Origin of the sequence: Staphylococcus ratti (assembly GCF_020883535.1) — a bacterium.
Classification (GTDB): Bacteria; Bacillota; Bacilli; order Staphylococcales; family Staphylococcaceae; genus Staphylococcus; species Staphylococcus ratti.
On record NZ_CP086654.1, the window covers coordinates 1,030,408 to 1,053,998 of the forward strand.

Genomic DNA, 23,591 nt, shown 5'->3' on the forward strand with positions numbered 1-23,591 from the left:
GTATGTTTAAAGATTTTTTCAACAGAAATTCAAAGAAGAAAAAATATGTGACGGTGCAGGATTCAAAACAAAACGATGTTCCTGAAGGGATTATGACAAAATGCCCTAATTGTAAAAAAATCATGTATACAAAGGAACTCACAGAAAACCTCAATGTTTGTTTTAATTGTGACCACCACATTCCATTGTCTGCGCATAGTCGCATTGAGGCAATTTCTGATAAAGACACGTTTAATGAATTTGATAAAGGAATGACCTCTGCCAATCCTTTAAATTTTCCTGGTTATGAAGAAAAATTGGAAAAAGACCAAACTAAAACGGGGTTGTATGAAGCTGTTGTAACAGGGACGGCTAGCATTAACGGCATTAAGTTTGGCGTAGGTGTGATGGACTCACGTTTTAGAATGGGAAGCATGGGATCGGTTGTTGGAGAAAAGATATGTAGAATTGTTGATTATTGTACAGAGCATCGTTTGCCATTTGTATTGTTTACAGCTTCAGGTGGCGCACGTATGCAAGAAGGTATTATCTCATTGATGCAAATGGCTAAAACAAGTGTCTCTTTAGAAAAACATTCTGAAGCGGGTCTATTGTTTATTTCATATATGACGCATCCTACAACAGGTGGCGTATCAGCAAGTTTTGCGTCGGTTGGAGATATTAATTTAGCAGAACCTAAAGCGTTAATCGGTTTTGCGGGACGTAGAGTTATTGAACAAACGATTAATGAAAAATTGCCAGATGACTTTCAAACTGCTGAATTTTTACTTGAGCACGGTCAACTTGACAAAGTTGTACATCGAAGCGAAATGAAACAAACATTGGCACAGTTATTTGAAATGCATCGTGAGGTGAAGTCATAATGCTAGAATTTGAGAAACCAATTCAAGAAATAAAAAATAAAATTGATTCTTTAAAAGAAGCACAGTCTAAAAATGATGTAGACCTTTCTGATGAGATTGACATGTTAGAAGCTGCATTACATGCAGAAAAAGAGAAAGTTTACACAACTTTAAAACCTTGGGATCGTGTACAAATTGCACGTTTACAAGAGCGACCAACATTGTTAGATTATATCCCTCATATTTTTGATGATTTTATAGAATTCCATGGAGATCGAAATTTTAGAGATGATCCTGCTATCATTGGTGGCGTAGCCTACTTTAATGACAAGCCCGTTACAGTCATTGGCCAACAGCGTGGTAAAGATACGAAAGATAATATATATCGTAATTTTGGCATGGGGCATCCAGAGGGATATCGTAAAGCTTTACGTTTAATGAAACAGGCCGAAAAATTTAAACGACCTATTTTCACTTTCATAGATACAAAGGGTGCGTATCCGGGTAAAGCGGCTGAAGAACGCGGTCAAAGTGAATCGATTGCACGAAACCTCATTGAAATGGCAGGATTGACTGTCCCTGTGATAGCGCTTGTTATAGGTGAAGGTGGTAGTGGTGGCGCACTAGGATTAGGTGTGAGTAATCGTATATTAATGCTAGAAAACAGTACTTATTCGGTTATATCTCCTGAAGGTGCTGCTGGAATCTTGTGGAAAGACAGTACGTTAGCAAAAATTGCTGCTGAAACAATGAAAATCACGGCTTATGATTTGAAAGAGCTCGACATTATTGACGAAGTCATTAAAGAACCACTTGGCGGCGCGCATCAAGATGTTACGTTACAAGCTGCACAAATTAAAGAGAAGTTTGAAGCGCACTTAAAAGACTTTGAAACTATGAGTGCCAATGCAATTAAAGAAGATCGTTTTGAAAAATTTAGACGTATGGGTACTTTCGTAGAATAACAATAAAAAGGGCGAGGACAACAAAATGTGCTAGCCCTTTATTTTGTATACTGAAATAGTAATATAGGGTTTAAAATGATTAAAGTAGATCTTAGGGCGTCTAATTATATAGAGTTATACTGTTATAAATAATGCATTTTGTTATTGTTTGAAAATTTTCATTGGAATGTTATACTCAAATAGTATATGATTCATTGTAAAGCTGTATATTGCTTGGCGTAGCTAGTATTATCGCGGTCTTATGGGTATTTCATAAGATTGCGATTTTAGTTTGTGTCATCATTTACATTAGATTATTAATTATTGAGAGGCTTTAAAAGCGCGCAATACGTTTCAAAGTGATTATTTTCTTGCGTATTAAATGCTTCTACATTTAATTGTATATGGCTTAAAAATGATTTGATTATGACATATTGATTGCCTATTTTCACCCGAATAGAATGACATATATTGCTTTGTGAAAACACATATGAAAACGTGTAATATGAACGTTTGTTGACAATTTGACATTAAACCGTTTTCATCTATCGAAGCCTCTTTTTTTAATGGATTGCCCTTATGATTTATGTTATTTTTAAAGTAACAACAAAGCGAGAAAGGGAATGTCTACATGAAAAAAATTGCAGTTTTAACAAGTGGCGGAGATGCGCCGGGAATGAATGCAGCAGTTCGAGCAGTTGTTCGTAAAGCGATTTATCACAATATTGAAGTTTATGGGGTCTATCAGGGGTATCAAGGTTTAATCAACGATGATATTCATTTGCTTGAACTTGGGTCAGTAGGTGACACGATTCAACGTGGTGGAACGTTTTTATATTCTGCACGTTGTCCTGAGTTTAAAGACAAAAATGTTCGGGCGAAAGGGATTGAAAACTTAAAAAAACGTGGTATTGAAGGTCTTGTTGTTATAGGCGGCGATGGTAGTTATCGTGGTGCGCAACGTATCAGCGAGGAGTGCCAAGAAATTCAAACTATCGGTATTCCAGGTACGATTGATAATGATATTAATGGCACAGATTTTACAATTGGTTTTGATACAGCACTTAACACTATTATAGAATCTGTCGATAAAATTAGAGATACCGCTTCAAGTCATGCACGTACATTTATCATTGAAGTAATGGGACGTGATTGTGGTGACTTAGCCTTATGGTCAGGTTTAGCAGTTGGTGCAGAATCAATCATATTACCAGAAACAGACTACAACATTCAAGATATTGCTGAAAAAATTCAACATGGTATCGATCGTGGCAAAAAACATTCTATTATTATTGTGGCAGAAGGATGTATGTCAGGAAATCAATGTGCTGAAGAGCTAACTAAATATATTAATGTAGATGCTCGCGTTTCTGTATTAGGTCATATTCAACGTGGTGGCAGTCCTACAGGTGTCGACCGAGTACTAGCTTCAAGACTTGGCGGCTATGCTATGGAATTATTAATGAATGGTGAGACTGCTAAAGGGGTAGGAATTAAAGACAACCATTTAACAGCTACAGATTTTGATAACATTTTCAATGCAGCTCAAGATAAGAAAATTAATCAACGTATGCTTGAATTAACAAAAGAATTATCGATTTAATATTAGGAGGCATTGCCATGAAAAAAACTAAAATTGTGTGTACAATTGGCCCAGCATCAGAATCAGAAGAGATGTTGGAAAAATTAATGAAAGCGGGTATGAATGTTGCGCGCTTAAACTTTTCACACGGTTCTCATGATGAGCATCGTGCACGTATAGAGTCTATCCGCAAAATTGCAAATAAACTGAATTACAATATAGGTATTTTATTAGATACTAAAGGCCCTGAAATCCGTACGCATAACATGAAAGATGGTCTAATTACCCTTGAAAAAGGTGCTAATGTCACAGTAAGTATGACAGAAGTTGAAGGCACACCAGAAATGTTCTCTGTAACATATGAAAATTTAATCAATGATGTTCATGAAGGCTCATATATTTTATTAGATGACGGTTTGATTGAATTGCAAGTTGAGCGTATTGACCAACCAGCAGGCCACGTACATTGTAAAGTTTTAAATACCGGAGAGCTTAAAAACAAAAAAGGGGTTAACCTACCTGGTGTAAGTGTCAATTTACCGGGAATTACTGAAAAAGATGCGGATGACATTCGCTTTGGTATTGAACAAAATGTAGACTTCATTGCAGCGAGTTTTGTGAGACGTTCAAGTGATGTATTAGAAATTCGCAAAATATTAGAAGAAGCAAATCATCACACAATTAGTATTATTCCTAAAATTGAAAACCAAGAAGGTATCGACAATATTGATGAAATTCTTGAAGTGTCAGATGGTCTCATGGTAGCTCGTGGCGATATGGGAGTTGAAATACCTCCAGAGACTGTGCCGATTGTACAAAAAGATTTAATTCGTAAATGTAACAAATTAGGTAAACCTGTCATTACAGCTACACAAATGTTGGATTCTATGCAACGCAATCCACGCGCAACACGTGCTGAAGCTTCAGACGTCGCAAATGCCATTTATGACGGTACAGATGCGGTTATGTTATCAGGTGAAACGGCAGCTGGTTCATATCCAGAAGAAGCTGTTAAAGCGATGCACAATATTGCTGTTGCTGCTGAACAGGCACAAGATTATAAAAAGTTATTGTCTGACCGTACTAAACTAGTTGAAACATCACTTGTTAATGCTATCGGTGTATCAGCAGCGCATACAGCATTAAACTTAAATGTTAAAGCTATCGTTGCAGCTACGGAAAGTGGAAACACAGCTAAAACGATTTCTAAATATCGTCCGAAATCAGATATTCTTGCTGTAACACCAAATGAAACAACTGCACGTCAATGTTCTTTAATTTGGGGTGTACATCCAATTGTTAAAAAAGGTAATTATACAACAGACGAATTATTAAATAATGCGGTTGCGACTGCAATTGAATCAGAACGTGTAGAAAACGGTGATCTTATTATCATTACAGCGGGTGTACCAACAGGTGAAACAGGTACAACAAACTTAATGAAACTACACCTTATCGGAGATGAAATTGCGTCTGGCCAAGGTATTGGTCGTACTTCGGCAGTAGGACGTACAATAGTTGTAAATGAAGCGTCTGAATTAGAAGGTAAAGATTTATCTCAAGCTGTAGTTGTCACATCATCAATAGATGAGACATTCGTACCTTATTTAGAAAATGCTGTAGGTCTCATCACTGAAGAGGGCGGTTTAACGTCACCAAGTGCTATTGTAGGCCTTGAAAAAGGCATTCCAACTGTTGTAGGCGTAGACAATGTGACACAAAATGTGAAAGATAATATACTTGTAACGGTAGATGCATCACAAGGCAAAGTGTTTGAAGGATACGCTAACGTTTTATAATAGTATTGCTTAATTTAAAGCATAAGATAAGACAAAACCACTCCATATCGGGTATAACTGATATAGAGTGGTTTTTATATACATATATGCCACTCATGTAAATATGCGCATAACACAGCGATAAAATACAAATGTGAAGTTTAATACATATCATATCTTATTATTAAATGTGATAAAGAAAGCAAATGATAGCAAATGAAGTAAGTATATTTGCGCTAAAATAGGTGTCAAACGCTGTCATATCGGTATTTGTGCCTATAGCGCATTAATTAATACATTAATTAATAATAGATTATTCAGATATTTCAACGTTCATTAAATATTCACAAATTGCGTTATATTAGCTATAATGACTTATGAAAGCCATTACAAAAGAGCGAATATATAGTAAAGGGGAAATTTACATGGCAGAACTACAGAAAGGTTTAGAAGGTGTAATTGCAGCAGAGACAAAGATTAGTTCCATCATCGATAGTCAATTAACTTATGCTGGTTATGATATTGATGATTTAGCGGAAAATGCTTTGTTTGAAGAAGTCGTATTCCTTCTATGGAACTATCGTTTACCAAACAAGGAAGAGCTACAAGAATTAAAAGATAAATTACATCACTATATGACGCTTAATCCACGTATGTATAGTCATTTTGAAGAATATGCTACAGATGAAGTGCATCCAATGACAGCATTGCGTACATCGGTTTCATATTTAGCACATTTTGATGACAATGCTGATGATAACGATGAAGCGGCTTTATATGAACGTGGTATTCGTATTCAAGCAAAAATTGCATCATTAGTAACTTCTTTTGCACGCGTACGTGAGGGCAAAAAGCCGGTTAAACCGGATTTATCACTCTCCTACGCAGCAAACTTCTTGTACATGTTAAGAGGTGAAAAGCCAACAGATGTAGAAGTTGAAGGATTTAATAAAGCTTTAATTTTACATGCTGACCACGAGCTAAATGCTTCTGCGTTTACTGCGCGTTGTGCAGTGTCTTCAATGTCAGATATGTATTCTGGTATTACTGCAGCTGTTGGATCGTTGAAAGGGCCATTGCACGGGGGAGCAAATGAACGCGTAATGAAAATGCTTACTGAAATCGGTTCAGTAGATAAAGTAGAACCATTTTTGAAAAAAGCATTCGAAAACAAAGAAAAAATTATGGGCTTTGGACACCGTGTTTATAAAAATGGAGATCCAAGAGCAAAATATTTAAAAGAAATGAGTCAAAAAATTACTGATGAAACTGGTCAAAGTGAATTATTTGAAATTTCTTTAAAGATTGCTGAAATCGTTAAAGAAGAAAAAGGTTTACTGCCTAACGTAGACTTTTATAGTGCGACAGTTTACCATAGCATGGATATTGACCATGATTTATTCACACCAATATTTGCTGTGAGTCGTACATCAGGTTGGGTAGCACACATTTTAGAACAATTACGTGATAACCGTATTATGCGCCCAAGAGCAACATATATTGGTGAAACAAACCGCAAGTATGAACCTATTGAAAAACGCAATTAATTTATTGTAATTTAGAAGATAATGATAAACAATTTATGGAGGTTACTTTATAATGAGTGAAAAGATTGTTAAAACAGCAGAAGGTCTAAACGTACCTAATCAACCTATCGTTCCTTTCATTATTGGAGATGGTATTGGGCCAGACATTTGGAAAGCTGCTAGCCGTGTTATTGATGAAGCGGTAAAGAAAGCATATAACGGTGAAAAAGAAATCTCTTGGAAAGAAGTATTGGCAGGTCAAAAAGCTTTTGATCAAACAGGTGAATGGCTACCTCAAGAAACTTTAGATACTATTAAAGAATATCTTATTGCTATTAAAGGACCTTTGACCACACCTATTGGTGGTGGCATTCGTTCATTAAACGTAGCGTTGCGTCAAGAGTTAGATTTATTTACGTGTCTACGTCCTGTACGTTGGTTCCAAGGTGTACCTTCACCGGTTAAAAATCCGCAAGATACAGATATGGTGATTTTCCGTGAGAATACGGAAGATATTTATGCAGGAATCGAATTTAAAGAAGGTTCAGAAGAAGTTAAAAAAGTAATCGACTTCTTGCAAAAGGAAATGGGTGCAAAAAATATTCGTTTCCCAGAAACATCTGGTATCGGTATTAAGCCAGTTTCTAAAGAAGGTACAGAGCGTTTAGTACGCGCGGTGATTCAATATGCATTAGACAACAACCGCAAGTCAGTGACACTTGTGCACAAAGGTAATATTATGAAGTTTACTGAAGGCGCTTTTAAACAATGGGGCTATGATTTAGCTGAACGTGAATTTGGAGATAAAGTCTTCACATGGCAACAATATGATAAAATTGTTGAAGAAAAAGGAAAAGACGAAGCAAATGCTACACAAGCACAAGCTGAAAATGAAGGCAAAATCATCATTAAAGATTCAATTGCTGATATTTTCTTACAACAAATTTTAACGCGTCCATCTGATCACGATGTGGTTGCAACAATGAATCTTAATGGAGATTACATTTCAGATGCGTTAGCTGCTCAGGTCGGCGGCATCGGCATTGCACCTGGTGCTAACATTAACTACGAAACAGGACATGCCATTTTCGAAGCGACACATGGTACAGCACCTAAATATGCTGATTTAGATAAAGTAAATCCATCATCTGTATTATTATCAGGTGTGCTTTTATTAGAACATTTAGGATGGCAAGAAGCTGCTGATTTAATAACAGCATCTGTTGAAAAAACGATTGCTTCAAAAGTCGTAACATACGATTTTGCACGTCTGATGGATGGCGCAACAGAAGTTAAAACATCTCAATTTGCTGATGAATTAATTAAAAACTTATAATTGTAGCATGTGTTTTTGATAACATATCAAACGAGAATCAAATGGATTAGCATTGAATTTTCAACTGAAGTTATGAAAATGGTGTTGAAACATTGCTAATTTAATAGCTAGGACAAACATGCTTTAGAGGCTTGGACATGGAATGTCCTAGCCTCTTTTCAATGCATACAGTGGGATAAGGGCAAATGAAAGATTACGACTACGTGTGCTAGTTTTTAAATTAGGGTAAAATGAATGTAAGGGTACGTTGTAATAATTGTTAAATCAATATGAAGATATTGTAAATTTACCTAATAGCATATTATTTTTAAGTTCATTTTAAGTTATAATGAACTTAATTTAACATAGGAGGGACATGGAATGGTGCAAAGAGTACTTGTGGTTGATGATGAACAATCCATTGTCACACTACTCAAATACAATCTTGAGCAAGCGGGTTATATCGTTGAAATCGCACAAGACGGTGAGGAAGCGATTGAAAAAGAAAAAGAAACACAACCTGATTTAATCGTATTAGACGTTATGTTACCTAAAAAAGACGGCATTGAAGTATGTAAAACAATTCGTTCAGATAAGAATCAGGTCCCTATACTCATGTTGACCGCTAAAGACGATGAGTTTGATCGTGTTTTAGGTTTGGAACTAGGGGCAGATGATTATATGACAAAGCCGTTTTCACCAAGAGAAGTAGTTGCACGTGTGAAAGCAATTTTACGTCGTTCATCACAATTTGAAACATCACGTGTGGAAGATGATGATGAAGACATTGTCATTGGTCCTATCCGTATTAGACCAGATTATTTTGAAGTGTATCGCAACGATAAGTTGTTAGAGCTTACACCAAAAGAGTTTGAATTATTACTATATCTTATAGAACGCCAAGGTCGTGTCATTACGAGAGAGCATATGTTAAACTCTGTATGGAATTATGAATTTGCTGGTGATTCACGTATTGTGGATGTGCATATTAGTCATTTACGTGATAAGCTTGAAGAAAATCCTAAACAACCACAATTTATTAAAACTGTACGTGGTTTAGGTTATAAATTGGAGCGACCGAAGTAAATGATTAAGTTTTATCATAAGTTATTGATTATACTTACAACAATTACTGTTGTAAGTTTTCTTATATTAGGGTTTATCGTACATAATTCTATATATACGATCTCTGTGGACTATCAAAAGAAAGAATTACAAAAACAAGCCAAGCAAATTATCAATTTATACCAAGATAATAATAAAGCGCGTATTCAATCTTTGGCCAAAACATATGAAGCAAATATTTTAATTTCAAAAGACGGTAAGGAATTTAAAGTCAATACCGTTAAAGACTTTGAAATTGAAAAAAGAAAAATTGAGCTTGAACGACAACTTCAATCTGAAAACCCTGTCTATATGCTTGATGGCAAGGCTGGGGAATACCTGTTTGGCATTGAAAAAGGAAATACGACGCTATTAATGAGTGGCAAATATGACACAGTATACGCCTTGCAAATGCAATTTTGGAAATACTTGATTTTGATAGGAATTGTCATTATAGCACTCATCTTTTTTACCGTACGTTACATTAATCGCACTTATATTCAACCTATCAATGAGGTGTCGTATGCAGCCTCACTATTAACACAAGGGAATTATAGAGTGCGTGTACCAGAAAGTAGTGTGAAAGAAACACGAGAACTCTATGTGACGATTAACGTTTTGGCAAGGCGATTAGAACGTTTAAATAGCGAGCAAAAAATTCAACGTAATCGCTTAGTAACGACTTTAGAAAATATTCCGAGTGCAGTTTTAATGATAGATAAGCATGGAAATATCGTTGTTGCGAATAAAACGTTTTATGATATCTTTAATGAAACGAAAAGCGTGGAACATCAAAATTATGAGAAGCTTTTACACCCTTCACTCAAAAAGCTAGTTGTTGAAGGATTTAGAACAGAGAAGCCTGTTTACGATCAAGTGGAATTACATTTAAATCATATCCATCAAAAGTTCTTTGATACATCTTGCGTGCCAATTTTAACGCGTACAAAAAAACGACTCCAAGGTATGGTTATCGTATTGCATGATATTACTCAACTTAAAAAATTAGAAAATTTGAGACGAGATTTTGTTGCAAATGTATCGCATGAATTAAAAACACCAATTACGTCGATGAAAGGTTTTACAGAAACATTGCTTGATGGGGCAAAAAATGATGAAGCCTCTTTAGACATGTTCTTAAATATCATGCTAAAAGAGTCTAATCGCATTCAATCTTTAGTAAATGATTTATTAGATTTATCTAAAATAGAACAAAATGCAACATTGGAAAAACATCCGATTGATTTATCACAAGTGGCACAAAATGCATTCGCAATGTTTCAGCCTATCGCAAATGATAAAAACATCCAATTAATTGATGAAATCGACGACAAAGTGACTGCATTAGCGAGCGAATCTAAAATGTCGCAAGTAATTGTGAACTTACTATCTAATGCGGTAAATTATTCTCCCGCTGATAAAACAGTTACGTTGCGTGTTTTTAAAGATAAACGTCAAAAAGTAATAGAAGTGATTGATGAGGGCATTGGTATTGCTGAAGAAGAAACGTATCGCATATTTGAACGTTTTTACCGTGTTGATAAAGCACGAAGTCGTGAATCAGGTGGTACTGGCCTAGGCCTTTCAATTACAAAGCATATTGTAGAAGGTTATCAAGGTAGTATTGAAATAGAAAGTGAGTTAGGTGTTGGTTCCACATTCAGAGTGCGCTTACCAGAATAAAAATGATAACGATGTGAAAACCAGGATATTTTATATTCTGGTTTTCTCATTTTATAGATTATATAAAGTACTACTCTTTTACGTGTACATGGCTTGATATAGTCTCTGAAATGGGTATTTATTTTGGGATGTGATAAAATAAATATAAAGTAACTAGGAGGGACCGTCGTGGAAAAATTAGTTTTAATTGATGGTAACAGTTTGAGCTTTCGCGCTTTTTACGCATTGCCACTTTTGCAAAATAAAGCAGGTATCCATACAAATGCAATTTATGGATTTGCACGTTTATTAGAAAAAATTATGAAAGAAGAGTCACCCACACATTTTCTAGTTGCGTTTGATGCCGGTAAAACAACTTTCCGTCATGACACGTATCAAGATTATAAAGGTGGCCGTCAAAAAACACCTCCGGAATTAAGTGAGCAATTTCCGTATATACGTCAATTGCTAGATGCTTATCAAATTAAACGCTACGAACTTGAAAATTACGAAGCGGATGACATTATCGGAACGTTAAGTCGCCAAGCAGATGAGCAAGGATTACAAACCATTATAATTACTGGGGACAGAGATTTAACACAACTCGCTTCTGAAAATGTAACGATTTATTATACTAAAAAAGGTGTGACAGAGGTTGATCACTATACACCTGCATTTATTTCCGAACAATATGGTGGTTTAGTGCCAGATCAAATTAGAGATTTAAAAGGACTTATGGGAGATACTTCGGATAATATTCCAGGTGTCAAAGGCGTCGGTGAAAAAACAGCGCTTAAGTTGCTGCATCAATTCAAAACCGTTGAAGGTGTATACGAAAACATTGACCATGTTAGCGGCAAAAAATTAAAAGAAAAGCTAGAAAATAGCAAAGCAGATGCGCTAATGAGTAAAGTGTTGGCGACGATTAATCGAGAGAGTCCTATCGAGGTCAGTTTAGAAGATACAAAACGACCAATGTCGATTGATGAGAGTGAGAAAATTAATTTATTTAAAACACTCGAATTTCGTCAATTGTTAAATGATATAGACGCTAAAGCTGAAACATCAACAACGCCTCAAAAAGAGTACAAGGTTTTAAAAGAGCTCAGTACTATTGAATTTGATAAGTTAGATTCAGCTTGCCTTCACCTTGAAGTAGAAGGTGACAATTATATCAAAAATGATATTTTAAAATTAGGTTTAAAAACAGAAAATGCTTATTATGTGATTAATGCTTCAGAAATTCAGAGTAATACGGCATTGGTAAAATGGTTAGAGCACAAGTCAACACGCAAATTGGTCTACGATGCTAAAAAAACGTATGTAGCATTTAAACGTTTAGGCATTGACATTCAAAATATTGAATTTGATACGATGTTAGCAAGTTACTTAATTGATCCTTCACAAGCGATTGAAGACGTTGCTTCTGTAGCTGCCTCTTATGAAGGAACATCTGTGCAAGATGACGTAGCGGTATATGGAAAAGGTAAATCTTTTAAAGTGCCAGACGATGATAGATTAGCAGTGCATATCGCAACGATTTTAGATGCAATTGACATCATGTGTCCGCGCATGACTGAGACGCTTGAAGAAAATGAACAATTGAAACTTTTACATGAAATCGAACTACCGCTCGCAATGATTCTTGGTGAAATGGAATATACTGGAATTCATACAGATATCGAGACGCTTAAAACGATGGAAACAGAAATACAAGCCAAACTTGAAAAATTGATATCGGAAATTCATGATCAAGCAGGTGAAACATTTAATATTAATTCTCCTAAACAATTAGGCGTTATTTTATTTGAAAAACTTTCTCTGCCGGTAATAAAAAAGACGAAAACAGGTTATTCTACAGCAGTGGATGTACTAGAAAAGTTGCAAGATGAACATCCTATTATTGATGCAATACTGGAATATCGAACTCTTTCAAAACTACAATCGACGTATGTCGAAGGGTTACAAAAAGTCATTTGGGATGATCAACGTATTCATACACGCTTCAATCAAACATTAGCTCAAACGGGACGTCTTTCTTCTGTAGATCCAAATTTACAAAATATTCCTATTCGAATTGAAGAAGGACGCAAAATTCGTAAAGCATTTAAACCTACGCACAAAGACAGTGTTATTCTAGCAGCAGATTACTCTCAAATAGAATTACGTGTGCTAGCACATATTACAAAAGACAAAACATTACAAGAGGCCTTTATTCATAATGAAGATATTCATACAACTACAGCGATGAAAGTCTTTAATGTAGATGCATCTGATGTGACATCTTTAATGCGTAGACAAGCAAAAGCAGTAAACTTTGGTATTGTGTATGGGATAAGTGATTATGGTTTGAGTCAAAGTTTAGGCATTACGCGAAAAGCTGCAAAACAGTTTATAGATGATTATTTAAATCATTTTCCTGGCGTGAAAACGTATATGGAGGATATCGTACAAGATGCGAAACAAGAGGGTTACGTAGAGACACTTTTAAAACGTCGTCGATATATTCCAGATATTACGAGTCGCAATTTTAATAAACGTGGGTTTGCTGAACGTACGGCTATGAATTCTCCAATTCAAGGCAGTGCGGCAGATATCATTAAATGTGCGATGGTCCAACTGGATGAAGCACTGAAACAGTCATCGTTCAAAGCGAAAATGTTATTACAAGTGCACGATGAACTTATTTTTGAGTTGCCTAAAGAGGAAGTAGAAGCGTTTAGCGCCTTTGTTGAAGAAATTATGGAAAATGCATTAGAATTAGATGTGCCACTAAGTGTGGAATCTGATTATGGTGACACATGGTACGATGCGAAATAGAAAGTAGGGAACAAGTTGCCAGAATTACCAGAGGTAGAACATGTTAAAAGAGGGATACAACCTTTAATCGAAGGAGCGACGATTGAAAATGTCACTTTTTCTCCTAGTGTCATACGAGGAAAATCTGAGGGAAAAGCAACGATAATTAAAGGCATTAGCCTAGAAGCTTTCAAACAATATACGATACAGTTCACTATTGAAAAGGTATATCGTAAAAGTAAATATATTCTTATTGAATTGATGAATAATACAACCAAAAGAGTGTTAATCTCACATTTAGGTATGGCGGGCGGCTTTTTCGTTGTAAAAAATATTGATGATATCCCAATCACAAATTACCGTAAGCATTGGCATGTGATTTTTCATTTAAGCAACGATTGGCTTCTAGTATATTCAGATATTAGACGCTTTGGTGAAATTAGAAATGTGCAAACGCTTGAGGAGTATCCTTCCATACTGGAAATTGCACCAGAACCATTTGATGATGCAGCTTTACCGCATTTTTTATCTCAATTCGAAGTAAAAAAATTCCAAAACATGCCAATTAAGCGTATGATTTTAGAACATCGTGTGATTTCTGGATGCGGTAATATTTATGCGTGTGAAGCTTTATTTGATGCGAGTATTGACCCGCATCGCATAAGCAAAACATTGACACTAAATGAACGGATCGAAGTGTTTAATAGTGTAGTAAAAGCATTGGAAAAAGGGATTTTGTATGGCGGAACGAGTATTTCCGATTATGTTCATGCAGATGGCCAACGTGGAACAATGCAAAATAATTTAAAAGTTTATAAACAAAAAATATGTTCTATATGTCAAAGTCCCATTGAGACGGCGATAATTGGCGGTAGAAATACCCATTATTGCAAGAACTGTCAAAAATAAGGAAGAAGGTATGTTATGTCAAAAGTCATTGGTTTAACCGGTGGAATTGCTACGGGCAAATCTACGGTTGCTGAACTATTAAAAGCGCACGGTTTTAAAATTGTTGATGCGGATGTTGCTTCTCGAAAAGCAGTTGAAAAAGGGTCAGAAGGTTTAGCACAAGTTAAAGCTGTATTTGGAGATGAGGCAATCGATGAAAACGGTGAAATGAATCGTCAATATATTGGCCAACAAGTGTTTTATGATGATGAAAAACGTGAAAAATTGAATGCGATTATTCATCCGATAGTAAGAGAAATAATGGAGGCAGAAAAAGCGCATTATTTATCAGAAGGTCATGATGTAGTAATGGATATTCCATTATTATTTGAAAATGGCTTAGAAGAGACAGTTGATGAAGTATGGTTAGTTTATACATCTCCGAGCATTCAAATTGATCGCCTTATAGAAAGAAACAACATGTCTATTGAAGACGCCAAAGCGCGTATATACAGTCAAATTTCAATCGATAAAAAGAGTAGAATGGCGGATGTCGTCATTGATAACTTTGATACTAAATTAGAATTAAAGCAAAACCTTGAAGCTGTATTGGCAGAAAAAGGCTATCTCAAGGACATATAAGCAAACACCTTTCGCTTGTTACGAAAAAGCGGAAGGTGTTTTTGTTGTTATAATGGTTAGTTTCGTCTTTGTCTTGTAAAAATGTGTTATTGTAAAACTTTATTTTCCAGTATATGTGTTTGAACATTAAGTGGGTGTCGACTTGTTAGTGCTATATCAAAATTAAGTAAAGCAATTAAAATTAACAAATAACATGTAATAAGTAAAATTTATCTTGGTAAACGGTTTCATTTTCGTCCGATTATGATATACTCTTAATTATAAGTATAACACATTAACAAGGAGTGCTTTTTTCATGACGACAAAGATTGCGATTAACGGTTTAGGCCGTATTGGCCGTATGGTTTTAAGAATTGCATTAAACAGAGAAGATGTTGAGGTGGTGGCGATTAATGCAAGTTATCCACCAGAAACAATTGCACATCTTATTAAATACGATACAACGCACGGGCGTTTCAACAAAGAAGTACAACCTATTGAAAATGGGATTACAGTAGATGGAAAAGAGATTAAACTTGTATCAGACCGCAACCCTGAAAACTTACCTTGGGAAGCTTTAAATATCGATGTAGTAATTGAAGCAACCGGTAAATTTAATCACGGTGATAAAGCAGCAGCGCACATTAAAGCAGGGGCTAAAAAAGTATTGCTAACAGGACCATCTAAAGGTGGCCATGTACAAACGATAGTTAAAGGTGTCAACGACGACCAATTAGACGTTGAACAATATGATATTTTCAGTAATGCTTCATGTACGACGAACTGTTTAGCGCCGGTAGCTAAATTATTAAACGATGAATTTGGCATTGAAAACGGATTAATGACAACAGTTCATGCCGTAACGAATGATCAAAATAACATAGATAATCCACATAAAGATTTACGTCGTGCGCGTGCAGCTTTCGAAAGTATTATTCCTACGTCAACTGGTGCAGCTAAAGCGTTAGCATTAGTGCTACCTGAATTAGAAGGTAAATTGCATGGTATGGCACTACGTGTACCAACGAAAAATGTATCTCTTGTAGATTTAGTTGTTGACTTAAAACAATCAGTCACAAAAGAACAAGTTAACCAATTATTTAGAGATAATAACTTAGGTGGTGTGGTTGATATTGTTGATGAACCGTTAGTATCAGATGATTTCAACACGGACAGTCATTCTGCAATTGTTGATGCGCAATCTACTATTGTCATGGGAGACAGAAAAGTAAAAGTACTTGCTTGGTATGATAATGAATGGGCATATTCTACACGTGTTGTAGATGTCTTACAACAAATTGCGAAAGCGATTAAAGTGACTGCTTAAAATTTAAAGTTAGCAAGCGAAATAATGATTAAAATGTAATATTGCTCATAAAGAGTCAAGGTGATACGCATACCTTGGCTCTTTTTAATCGTCCAATTTTGGTTATTAAAGCGGTTTGTAGTATAATGAAACAAAATTATATAAGAAGGTGAAAAGTCGTGAAATGCCCGAAATGCCAACATACGCACTCCCGTGTTGTGGACTCAAGACATGTAGACGACCTCAATGCAATCAGAAGAAGACGTGAATGTGAGCATTGTGGAACACGTTTCACCACTTTCGAGCACATTGAAATGAGTCCGTTAATTGTCGTGAAAAAAGACGGGACACGTCAACAATTTAATCGAGAAAAAATCTTAAATGGACTTGTACGTTCTTGCGAAAAAAGACCTGTGCGTTTCCAAAAACTAGAAGAAATTACAAATCAAGTAGAATGGAAATTAAGAGACTCTGGTATGGCCGAAATTTCTTCACGAGATATTGGCGAACATGTAATGGATTTACTAATTGATGTCGATCAAGTGTCCTATGTTCGTTTTGCATCAGTTTATCGAGAGTTTAAAGATATCGATCAATTGTTAAAATCAATGCAAGGTATCATTAACGAAAATAAGCGGAGTGAATAACATGGTTTCTATGTATCAAAACCAACTTATGCCTCATGACGGATTTATTGTTATCCGTCCATACCATTATCATCACGTGCACCAAGAAGTATTGAATCGTTTATTCATCCCGCTTATCGGTGCTGAGGCAGTAAGTTATTATCAATATTTGGAGCAATTTCAAGATAGTGATTTTGAAGCAGGATATACACACTATACGATAATGTCAGAACTTAAAATCAATTTATTAAAGTTTCGAGAAAAACTTGATTTATTAGAAGGCATTGGTTTATTAAAAACATATGTCCGTCATAATGAGCAAACGACACAGTTTGTTTATGAGTTAGTCTCGCCACCAACGCCATACAATTTTTTTAATGATCCTATGTTGTCGGTGTATTTTTACCAAGTTGTCGGACAAACACGTTTTCATGATATTAAGCGCTTTTTTATACCTAAAAACAAAGATTTAAAAGGCTTTTCTGAAGTGACTAAAAAGTTTACAGATGTCTTTAAAGTTCCTAAAAATCAAAAACACACGAATGAAACGTATATGCGCGAGAATCGATATGAGGGCGTGGATTTATCAGATGTAGCGTTTGATTTTGAACTTTTAAAAGATATGTTACAAACACAATATGTGAGCCGAGAAGTTATTTCTGAACCAAATAAAACGACGATTGTACAATTGGCGACTTTATATCGCTTGTCTCCAGACGTTATGAAGACGATTATTTTAAAGTCATTAAATGCGGATCAAACACTTTCGCTTGCTACATTACGTAAAACGGCGCAAGATTATTACCTCATTGAAAACCAACAAGCGCTCCCGGCGCTAACAGAAGCAGAAATTTCAGCAACCTCGGATGAAGGGGTGAACCATGCTCAAACTGAAGTAACGAATTGGGAAGAATGGTATGACATGATGGACAATACGAGTCCTATTGTGATGCTTACATCTTGGGGAGATGCTGAACCGACGCCGCAACAAAAATCAATGGTTGAAGACTTATTGACGCGAGAGAAATTGAGTTTCGGTACGATAAACGTTTTATTACAGTATGTATTGTTGACTAAAGACCAAAACTTACCTAAAAATTATGTACTTTCAGTCGCTTCAAGTTGGAAGAAAAATGGTGTGACAGATGCTAAATCTGCGGTTGAACACGCACAAAAAATTAAACAAAAGCAAGCACAGTCTTACACTAAAAACACGAATAAAGCCTATCATTATCAAAATAAGGCGCCCTTACATTCTAAAGAAAAAACACCGCGTTGGTTAACGCATCCGGAAGAGTTTAAGCTGGCAGATGAAGATCAAGAACGTCTTGCAAAAGAAAGAGAGGCGTTTTTAAACAAACTTAAAAATAAAAAGCGGGCAGGTGAGAAAGAATGAAGTCATTTCGTCATATTATGGGATCGAGTGAAGCGTTTGAGAAGCGGATTGCAAAAATTAAGCGAGATGTATTACAAGACCCAGACGTTAAACGTTTTTTAGAAGCTCATCAAGAAACTTTGACTAATCGTATCATTGATGAAGATTTAAATATTTTACAAGAATATAAAGACCAACAAAAAACGTACGATGACAATCACGATTATGAAAACTGTCCTAATTTCGTAAAAGGGCATATTCCTGAGTTATACCTTGAAAATAACCGTATCAAAATTAGATATAAACCATGCCCGTGTAAAATCAAACATGATGAAGCTAAATTTTATAATAATATGATAACGTCATTTCATATGCATCCAGATACGTTAAACGCTAAAATCAAAGATATTTATATGAATCGGCAAAATCGGTTGAAATTGGCAATGCATTTAGACGAAATGATTGATCAAATGATTGCCCGTGAACCGACTAAAGGACTTTACTTGTACGGTGAATTTGGTACGGGCAAATCTTTTATACTCGGTGCGATAGCGAACGAGTTAAAAAGTAATCGCGTACCGTCTACGATTATTTACGTACCTGAATTTATTCGAACGCTTAAAAGTGGTTTTAAAGATGGCTCAACGGATAGGCGTGTAAAAGAAGTGAGAGAAGCCCCTGTATTATTTTTAGATGATATTGGCGCAGAAGAAATCTCTCCATGGGTTCGTGATGAGGTGCTAGGGCCGATACTACATTACCGTATGATTCAAAATTTACCTACATTTTTTAGCTCGAACTTAAATTTAGAGGAACTTGAACACCATTTAGCTGTCACAAGAGGTGGTACAGAAGTTACAAAAGCTGCGCGTATTATGGAACGCATTAAAACGTTAACAAAAGCGTATCATCTTGAAGGAGAAAATTATAGAAAACGTTGAAAAACTCAAAAAAAGCGTTATAATGTAATTAACTAAATGACGACGAAAATAAGAGGACACGATGAAATACTCCCTATTATACAGAGAGCTACTGTTGTTGAGAATGTAGTTAATAGCGTATTTTGTTACTCCCTCATGTATGATATTTGTAATAAATGTCCGGCTCAAGACCGTTATCTTATGTAGAGTTTGCATGTACATACATGTATGACTAGGGTGGTACCGCGATGACTTCGTCCCTGTTTTGGGATGGGGTCTTTTTTATTTTTTAGTCGTTTGATATTAATAAGGAGGATGCATATGTCTGAAATTAGTATTCGCTTTCCGGATGGAAATGAAAAAAGTTTTGAAAAAGGGATAACAACAGAAGAAATCGCACAATCTATTAGTCCTGGTTTACGTAAAAAAGCAGTAGCAGGAAAATTTAATCAACAATTGGTGGATTTAACAGCGCCTTTAGAAGAAAACGGGGACATTGAAATTGTTACACCAGGAAGTGACGAAGCGTTAGAAGTGTTACGTCACTCTACAGCGCACTTAATGGCGCACGCAATTAAACGTCTTTATGGAGATGTGAATTTTGGAGTAGGCCCTGTCATTGATGATGGTTTTTATTACGACTTTGATATGGAAACTAAAGTTTCTAGCGATGATTTTGAAAAAATAGAAAAAACAATGAAACAAATTGTAAATGAAAATCTTCCAATCGAACGTCGTGTTGTATCACGAGACGAAGCAAAAGCATTTTTCAGTGAGGATCCATATAAGTTAGAGCTTATTGATGCAATTCCTGAAGATGAAACTGTCACATTATACTCACAAGGAGAATTCACTGATTTATGTCGCGGCGTCCATGTGCCGTCAACTGCTAAAATTAAAGAATTCAAATTGCTTTCAACAGCAGGCGCGTACTGGCGTGGAGATAGTAATAACAAAATGCTTCAACGTATATATGGCACAGCGTTTTTTGACAAAAAAGATTTAAAAGCGCACTTACAAATGCTTGAAGAACGTAAAGAGCGCGATCATAGACGTATCGGTAAAGACTTAGAGCTTTTCACAAACAACCAATTGGTCGGTGCAGGATTGCCGCTATGGTTACCAAACGGGGCGACAATTCGCCGTGAAATCGAACGTTACATTGTTGATAAAGAAATCAATTTTGGATACGACCACGTGTATACACCGGTGATGGCAAATACCAATTTATATAAAACATCAGGACATTGGGACCACTACCAAGACGATATGTTTCCTGTAATGCAACTTGATGAAGATGAAGCGATGGTGTTACGTCCGATGAACTGTCCGCATCATATGATGATTTATGCCAATAAGCCGCATTCATATCGTGAACTGCCAATTCGTATTGCAGAGCTTGGTACAATGCATCGTTATGAGGCAAGTGGTGCAGTATCTGGTTTACAACGTGTGCGTGGAATGACGCTTAATGATGCACACATTTTTGTACGTCCAGATCAAATCAAAGATGAATTCAAACGCGTTGTGAATATGATTATTGATGTGTATAAAGATTTTGGGTTTGAAGATTATCGCTTTAGATTAAGTTATCGTGATCCTGAAGATAAAGAGAAATATTTCGATGATGATGAGATGTGGATTAAAGCAGAATCTATGTTGAAAGAAGCATCTGATGAACTCGGGTTAGTATACGAAGAAGCGCTTGGGGAAGCAGCTTTTTATGGACCTAAGCTTGATGTCCAAGTTAAAACAGCAATGGGTAAAGAAGAAACGTTATCTACGGTTCAACTTGACTTCTTATTGCCTGAACGTTTTGACTTAAATTACATCGGTAAAGACGGCGAGCAACATCGACCAGTTGTAATTCACCGCGGTGTCGTTTCTACTATGGAACGTTTTGTTGCCTTCTTAACTGAGGAAACAAAAGGTGCATTTCCAACATGGTTAGCGCCACAACAAGTTGAAATTATTCCTGTTAATGTTGATTTACATTATGATTATGCGAAACAAATTCATGATGAGCTTAAATCACAAGGTGTTCGAGTTCGAATCGACGACCGTAATGAAAAAATGGGTTACAAAATCCGTGAAGCTCAAATGAAAAAAATACCATATCAACTCGTTGTTGGGGATAAAGAAGTTGAAAACAACGAAGTGAATGTGAGAAAATACGGCTCTAAAGATCAAGAAACAATCGAAAAAGATGAATTCATTTGGAATTTGATTGACGAAATTCGTTTAAAAAAGAAACGATAAACTTGTCAATGCTTACGGATTAAGCTATAGTAGATATTAATTAAAAGTAAATACGAATTTAGTTAGAGGTTGCGTCTTTAAAGAGTCGTTTGTCAGAAGTTGAATGGGACATATGTTGCACAAATTAAAGGTAAAGACGCCGAAGTAAAAAGTACACCATGAATACTTTTTATTGGGCTGGTTTTCGAATAGGGGCCAGACTGTCACAATAGTGGTGTGCTATCTATGTTATGAAAAAAGACAAAGGTTGCATCCTAGGTGCGAGCTTTGTCTTTTTTTAACGATATTTAATGTTAATAGTTAGAATCGGGCAGTTGTTACACTTACCTCTAAGTAATAAGAAAGGATAATGTTTATGAATCAGGTTCATTCGGAAAAAGACAACACTGTTCAAAGACAACTTAAAGATCGACATATTTCGATGATTGCCATCGGTGGAGCAATTGGGACAGGGTTATTTATGACGTCAGGCGGTGCCATTGGAGACGCTGGCCCGCTGGGGGCACTACTCGGTTATTCCATCATTGGTATCATGGTGTTTTTCTTAATGACATCATTAGGAGAAATGGCCACTTATCTACCTGTCTCAGGGTCATTTAGTACGTACGCAACACGTTTTGTAGATCCGTCACTAGGGTTTGCGTTAGGTTGGAATTACTGGTTCAACTGGGTGATTACTGTTGCGGCTGATGTGACTATTGCAGCGCAAGTGATTCAATATTGGGCACCTTTACAATTTTTACCAGCTTGGGCTTGGAGTTGCCTATTTATGTGTGTGATTTTTAGTTTGAATGCACTATCTGTAAAAGTTTATGGTGAAAGTGAATATTGGTTTGCTTTTATTAAAGTAGCAACAGTTATTATTTTCATTATCGTTGGATTATTAACAATTTTTGGTATTATGGGCGGACCAGCTGTAGGTTTTGATACGTTTACTAAAGGTGATGCTCCAATTTTAGGAGATAGTTTGGGCGGAAGTTTACTTGCTATTTTTGGTGTTTTCTTAATTGCAGGTTTCTCATTCCAAGGTACGGAATTAGTAGGGATTACTGCAGGAGAATCTGAAAACCCTCAACGTGCTGTACCTAAAGCGATCAAACAAGTTTTCTGGCGTATATTGTTATTTTATGTTTTTGCGATCTTCATCATTGGTATGTTGATTCCTTATGACAATCCAGCGCTAATGGGTGGAAAAAATGACATTGCAACGTCACCTTTTACGTTAGTATTTAAAAATGCAGGTTTAGCATTTGCAGCCTCATTTATGAATGCGGTCATCCTCACTTCAGTACTTTCAGCGGGGAACTCGGGTATGTATGCAAGTACGCGTATGCTTTATTCAATGAGTAAAGACCGTCTTGCAGCACGTGTTTTTGGAAGCACAAATAAAAATGGTACACCTATTGTATCAATGCTTGCAACAGCAGCCGTTGTAGTTTTTATTTTTGCAGTGCAACATTTGAGTGGTAACGCATATGAATACATCGTAGCAGCAAGTGGTTTGACTGGATTCATCGCTTGGGTCGGTATTGCAATTAGCCATTACCGTTTTAGGAAAGCTTTTGAGGCTCAAAATTACGATAAAGACAAATTAGTTTATAAAGCGAAATTATTCCCATTCGGTCCGATTTTAGCAGGTGTACTATGTATCGTTGTTATTATTGGACAAGATGTTGATTTTATTCAAAGTGGTCAGTTTGATTTTAATCGCTTTTTAATTACGTATATGGGTATTCCGGTATTTTTAGGCTTCTTTATTTACCATAAGTTAAGATATAAAACGAAATTAATTCCTTTGAAAGAGGTTAACTTAGATCCTTCAGTGACAACTAAAGAAAAAAACTTTCAGAAACATGTTGACTAATTCGTAACAACTTGGTATAGTTAATTCTGTTGATTACGAAACGGACCAAGTAGAAGCACCCGCTTCTCACCTGTAGCGACGCAAAAGGCTGTTGGCAGGTAAACGAAAACATGTGATTGAAAGTTCATGTGATTGAAGAAGCGGGGACACTGTGTGTCCTCGCTTCTTTTTTGTACTTGG

The 23,591-nt window shown here is 36.0% G+C and carries 17 protein-coding genes, 1 riboswitch and 1 other annotated feature; all 17 genes read left to right on the forward strand.

Going from position 1 to position 23,591, the window contains the following annotated elements:
* Positions 1–2 precede the first annotated feature (2 nt).
* The 17 genes from accD (at position 3) to LN051_RS05085 (ending at position 23,411) form a co-directional block, all read left to right on the forward strand.
* Positions 3–863 carry an acetyl-CoA carboxylase, carboxyltransferase subunit beta gene (gene accD / locus LN051_RS05005; RefSeq protein ID WP_229293458.1) on the forward strand — a complete coding sequence of 287 codons (861 nt, stop codon included), beginning with the start codon at positions 3–5 and terminating at the stop codon, positions 861–863.
* Positions 863–1,807, forward strand: coding sequence for an acetyl-CoA carboxylase carboxyltransferase subunit alpha (locus tag LN051_RS05010; protein ID WP_229293459.1), 945 nt, complete (start codon positions 863–865; stop codon positions 1,805–1,807). The genes accD and LN051_RS05010 overlap by 1 nt, the downstream gene beginning before the upstream one ends.
* 610 nt (positions 1,808–2,417) lie before the next feature.
* On the forward strand, positions 2,418–3,389 hold the full coding sequence (gene pfkA, locus LN051_RS05015; RefSeq protein WP_229293460.1) for a 6-phosphofructokinase: 972 nt from the start codon (positions 2,418–2,420) through the stop codon (positions 3,387–3,389).
* Positions 3,390–3,406: 17 nt separating this feature from the next.
* Entirely contained in the window at positions 3,407–5,167 is a 1,761-nt protein-coding gene (gene pyk, locus LN051_RS05020; protein ID WP_229293461.1) for a pyruvate kinase, read from the forward strand.
* 404 nt (positions 5,168–5,571) lie between these two features.
* The gene (locus tag LN051_RS05025; protein WP_229293462.1) at positions 5,572–6,693 is read left to right on the forward strand and encodes a citrate synthase; all 1,122 of its coding nucleotides are present in this window, start codon (positions 5,572–5,574) and stop codon (positions 6,691–6,693) included.
* A gap of 49 nt (positions 6,694–6,742) precedes the next feature.
* On the forward strand, positions 6,743–8,008 hold the full coding sequence (gene icd / locus LN051_RS05030) for an NADP-dependent isocitrate dehydrogenase (RefSeq protein ID WP_229293622.1): 1,266 nt from the start codon (positions 6,743–6,745) through the stop codon (positions 8,006–8,008).
* Positions 8,009–8,368: 360 nt separating this feature from the next.
* A complete protein-coding gene (locus LN051_RS05035) occupies positions 8,369–9,073 on the forward strand; it encodes a response regulator transcription factor (protein WP_229293463.1) in 705 nt (234 codons plus the stop codon).
* Entirely contained in the window at positions 9,074–10,774 is a 1,701-nt protein-coding gene (gene pnpS / locus LN051_RS05040) for a two-component system histidine kinase PnpS (protein WP_229293464.1), read from the forward strand.
* 168 nt (positions 10,775–10,942) lie between these two features.
* Positions 10,943–13,573, forward strand: coding sequence for a DNA polymerase I (gene polA / locus LN051_RS05045; protein ID WP_229293465.1), 2,631 nt, complete (start codon positions 10,943–10,945; stop codon positions 13,571–13,573).
* A 15-nt stretch (positions 13,574–13,588) separates the two neighbouring features.
* A complete protein-coding gene (gene mutM / locus LN051_RS05050) occupies positions 13,589–14,461 on the forward strand; it encodes a bifunctional DNA-formamidopyrimidine glycosylase/DNA-(apurinic or apyrimidinic site) lyase (RefSeq protein WP_229293466.1) in 873 nt (290 codons plus the stop codon).
* Between the two features lie 15 nt (positions 14,462–14,476).
* Complete coding sequence (gene coaE / locus LN051_RS05055) at positions 14,477–15,082, forward strand: dephospho-CoA kinase (protein ID WP_229293467.1); 606 nt, start codon at positions 14,477–14,479, stop codon at positions 15,080–15,082.
* Between the two features lie 295 nt (positions 15,083–15,377).
* Complete coding sequence (locus tag LN051_RS05060; RefSeq protein WP_229293468.1) at positions 15,378–16,388, forward strand: glyceraldehyde-3-phosphate dehydrogenase; 1,011 nt, start codon at positions 15,378–15,380, stop codon at positions 16,386–16,388.
* 158 nt (positions 16,389–16,546) lie between these two features.
* Positions 16,547–17,014: a transcriptional regulator NrdR gene (gene nrdR / locus LN051_RS05065; protein WP_229293469.1), complete on the forward strand. Its 468-nt coding sequence runs from the start codon at positions 16,547–16,549 to the stop codon at positions 17,012–17,014.
* Position 17,015: 1 nt separating this feature from the next.
* Entirely contained in the window at positions 17,016–18,389 is a 1,374-nt protein-coding gene (locus tag LN051_RS05070; protein WP_229293470.1) for a replicative helicase loading/DNA remodeling protein DnaB, read from the forward strand.
* Positions 18,386–19,309, forward strand: a complete 924-nt coding sequence (gene dnaI, locus LN051_RS05075) for a primosomal protein DnaI (protein WP_229293471.1) — start codon at positions 18,386–18,388, stop codon at positions 19,307–19,309. Before LN051_RS05070 ends, dnaI begins: the two co-directional genes overlap by 4 nt.
* Positions 19,310–19,609: 300 nt before the next feature.
* Positions 19,610–21,547: a threonine--tRNA ligase gene (thrS, locus tag LN051_RS05080; protein ID WP_229293472.1), complete on the forward strand. Its 1,938-nt coding sequence runs from the start codon at positions 19,610–19,612 to the stop codon at positions 21,545–21,547.
* A gap of 55 nt (positions 21,548–21,602) precedes the next feature.
* A riboswitch (Lysine riboswitch) is annotated at positions 21,603–21,777 on the forward strand.
* Between the two features lie 125 nt (positions 21,778–21,902).
* Entirely contained in the window at positions 21,903–23,411 is a 1,509-nt protein-coding gene (locus LN051_RS05085; protein ID WP_229293473.1) for an amino acid permease, read from the forward strand.
* Positions 23,412–23,452: 41 nt separating this feature from the next.
* Positions 23,453–23,586: a sequence feature (ribosomal protein L20 leader region), on the forward strand.
* The last annotated feature ends 5 nt before the right edge of the window (positions 23,587–23,591 follow it).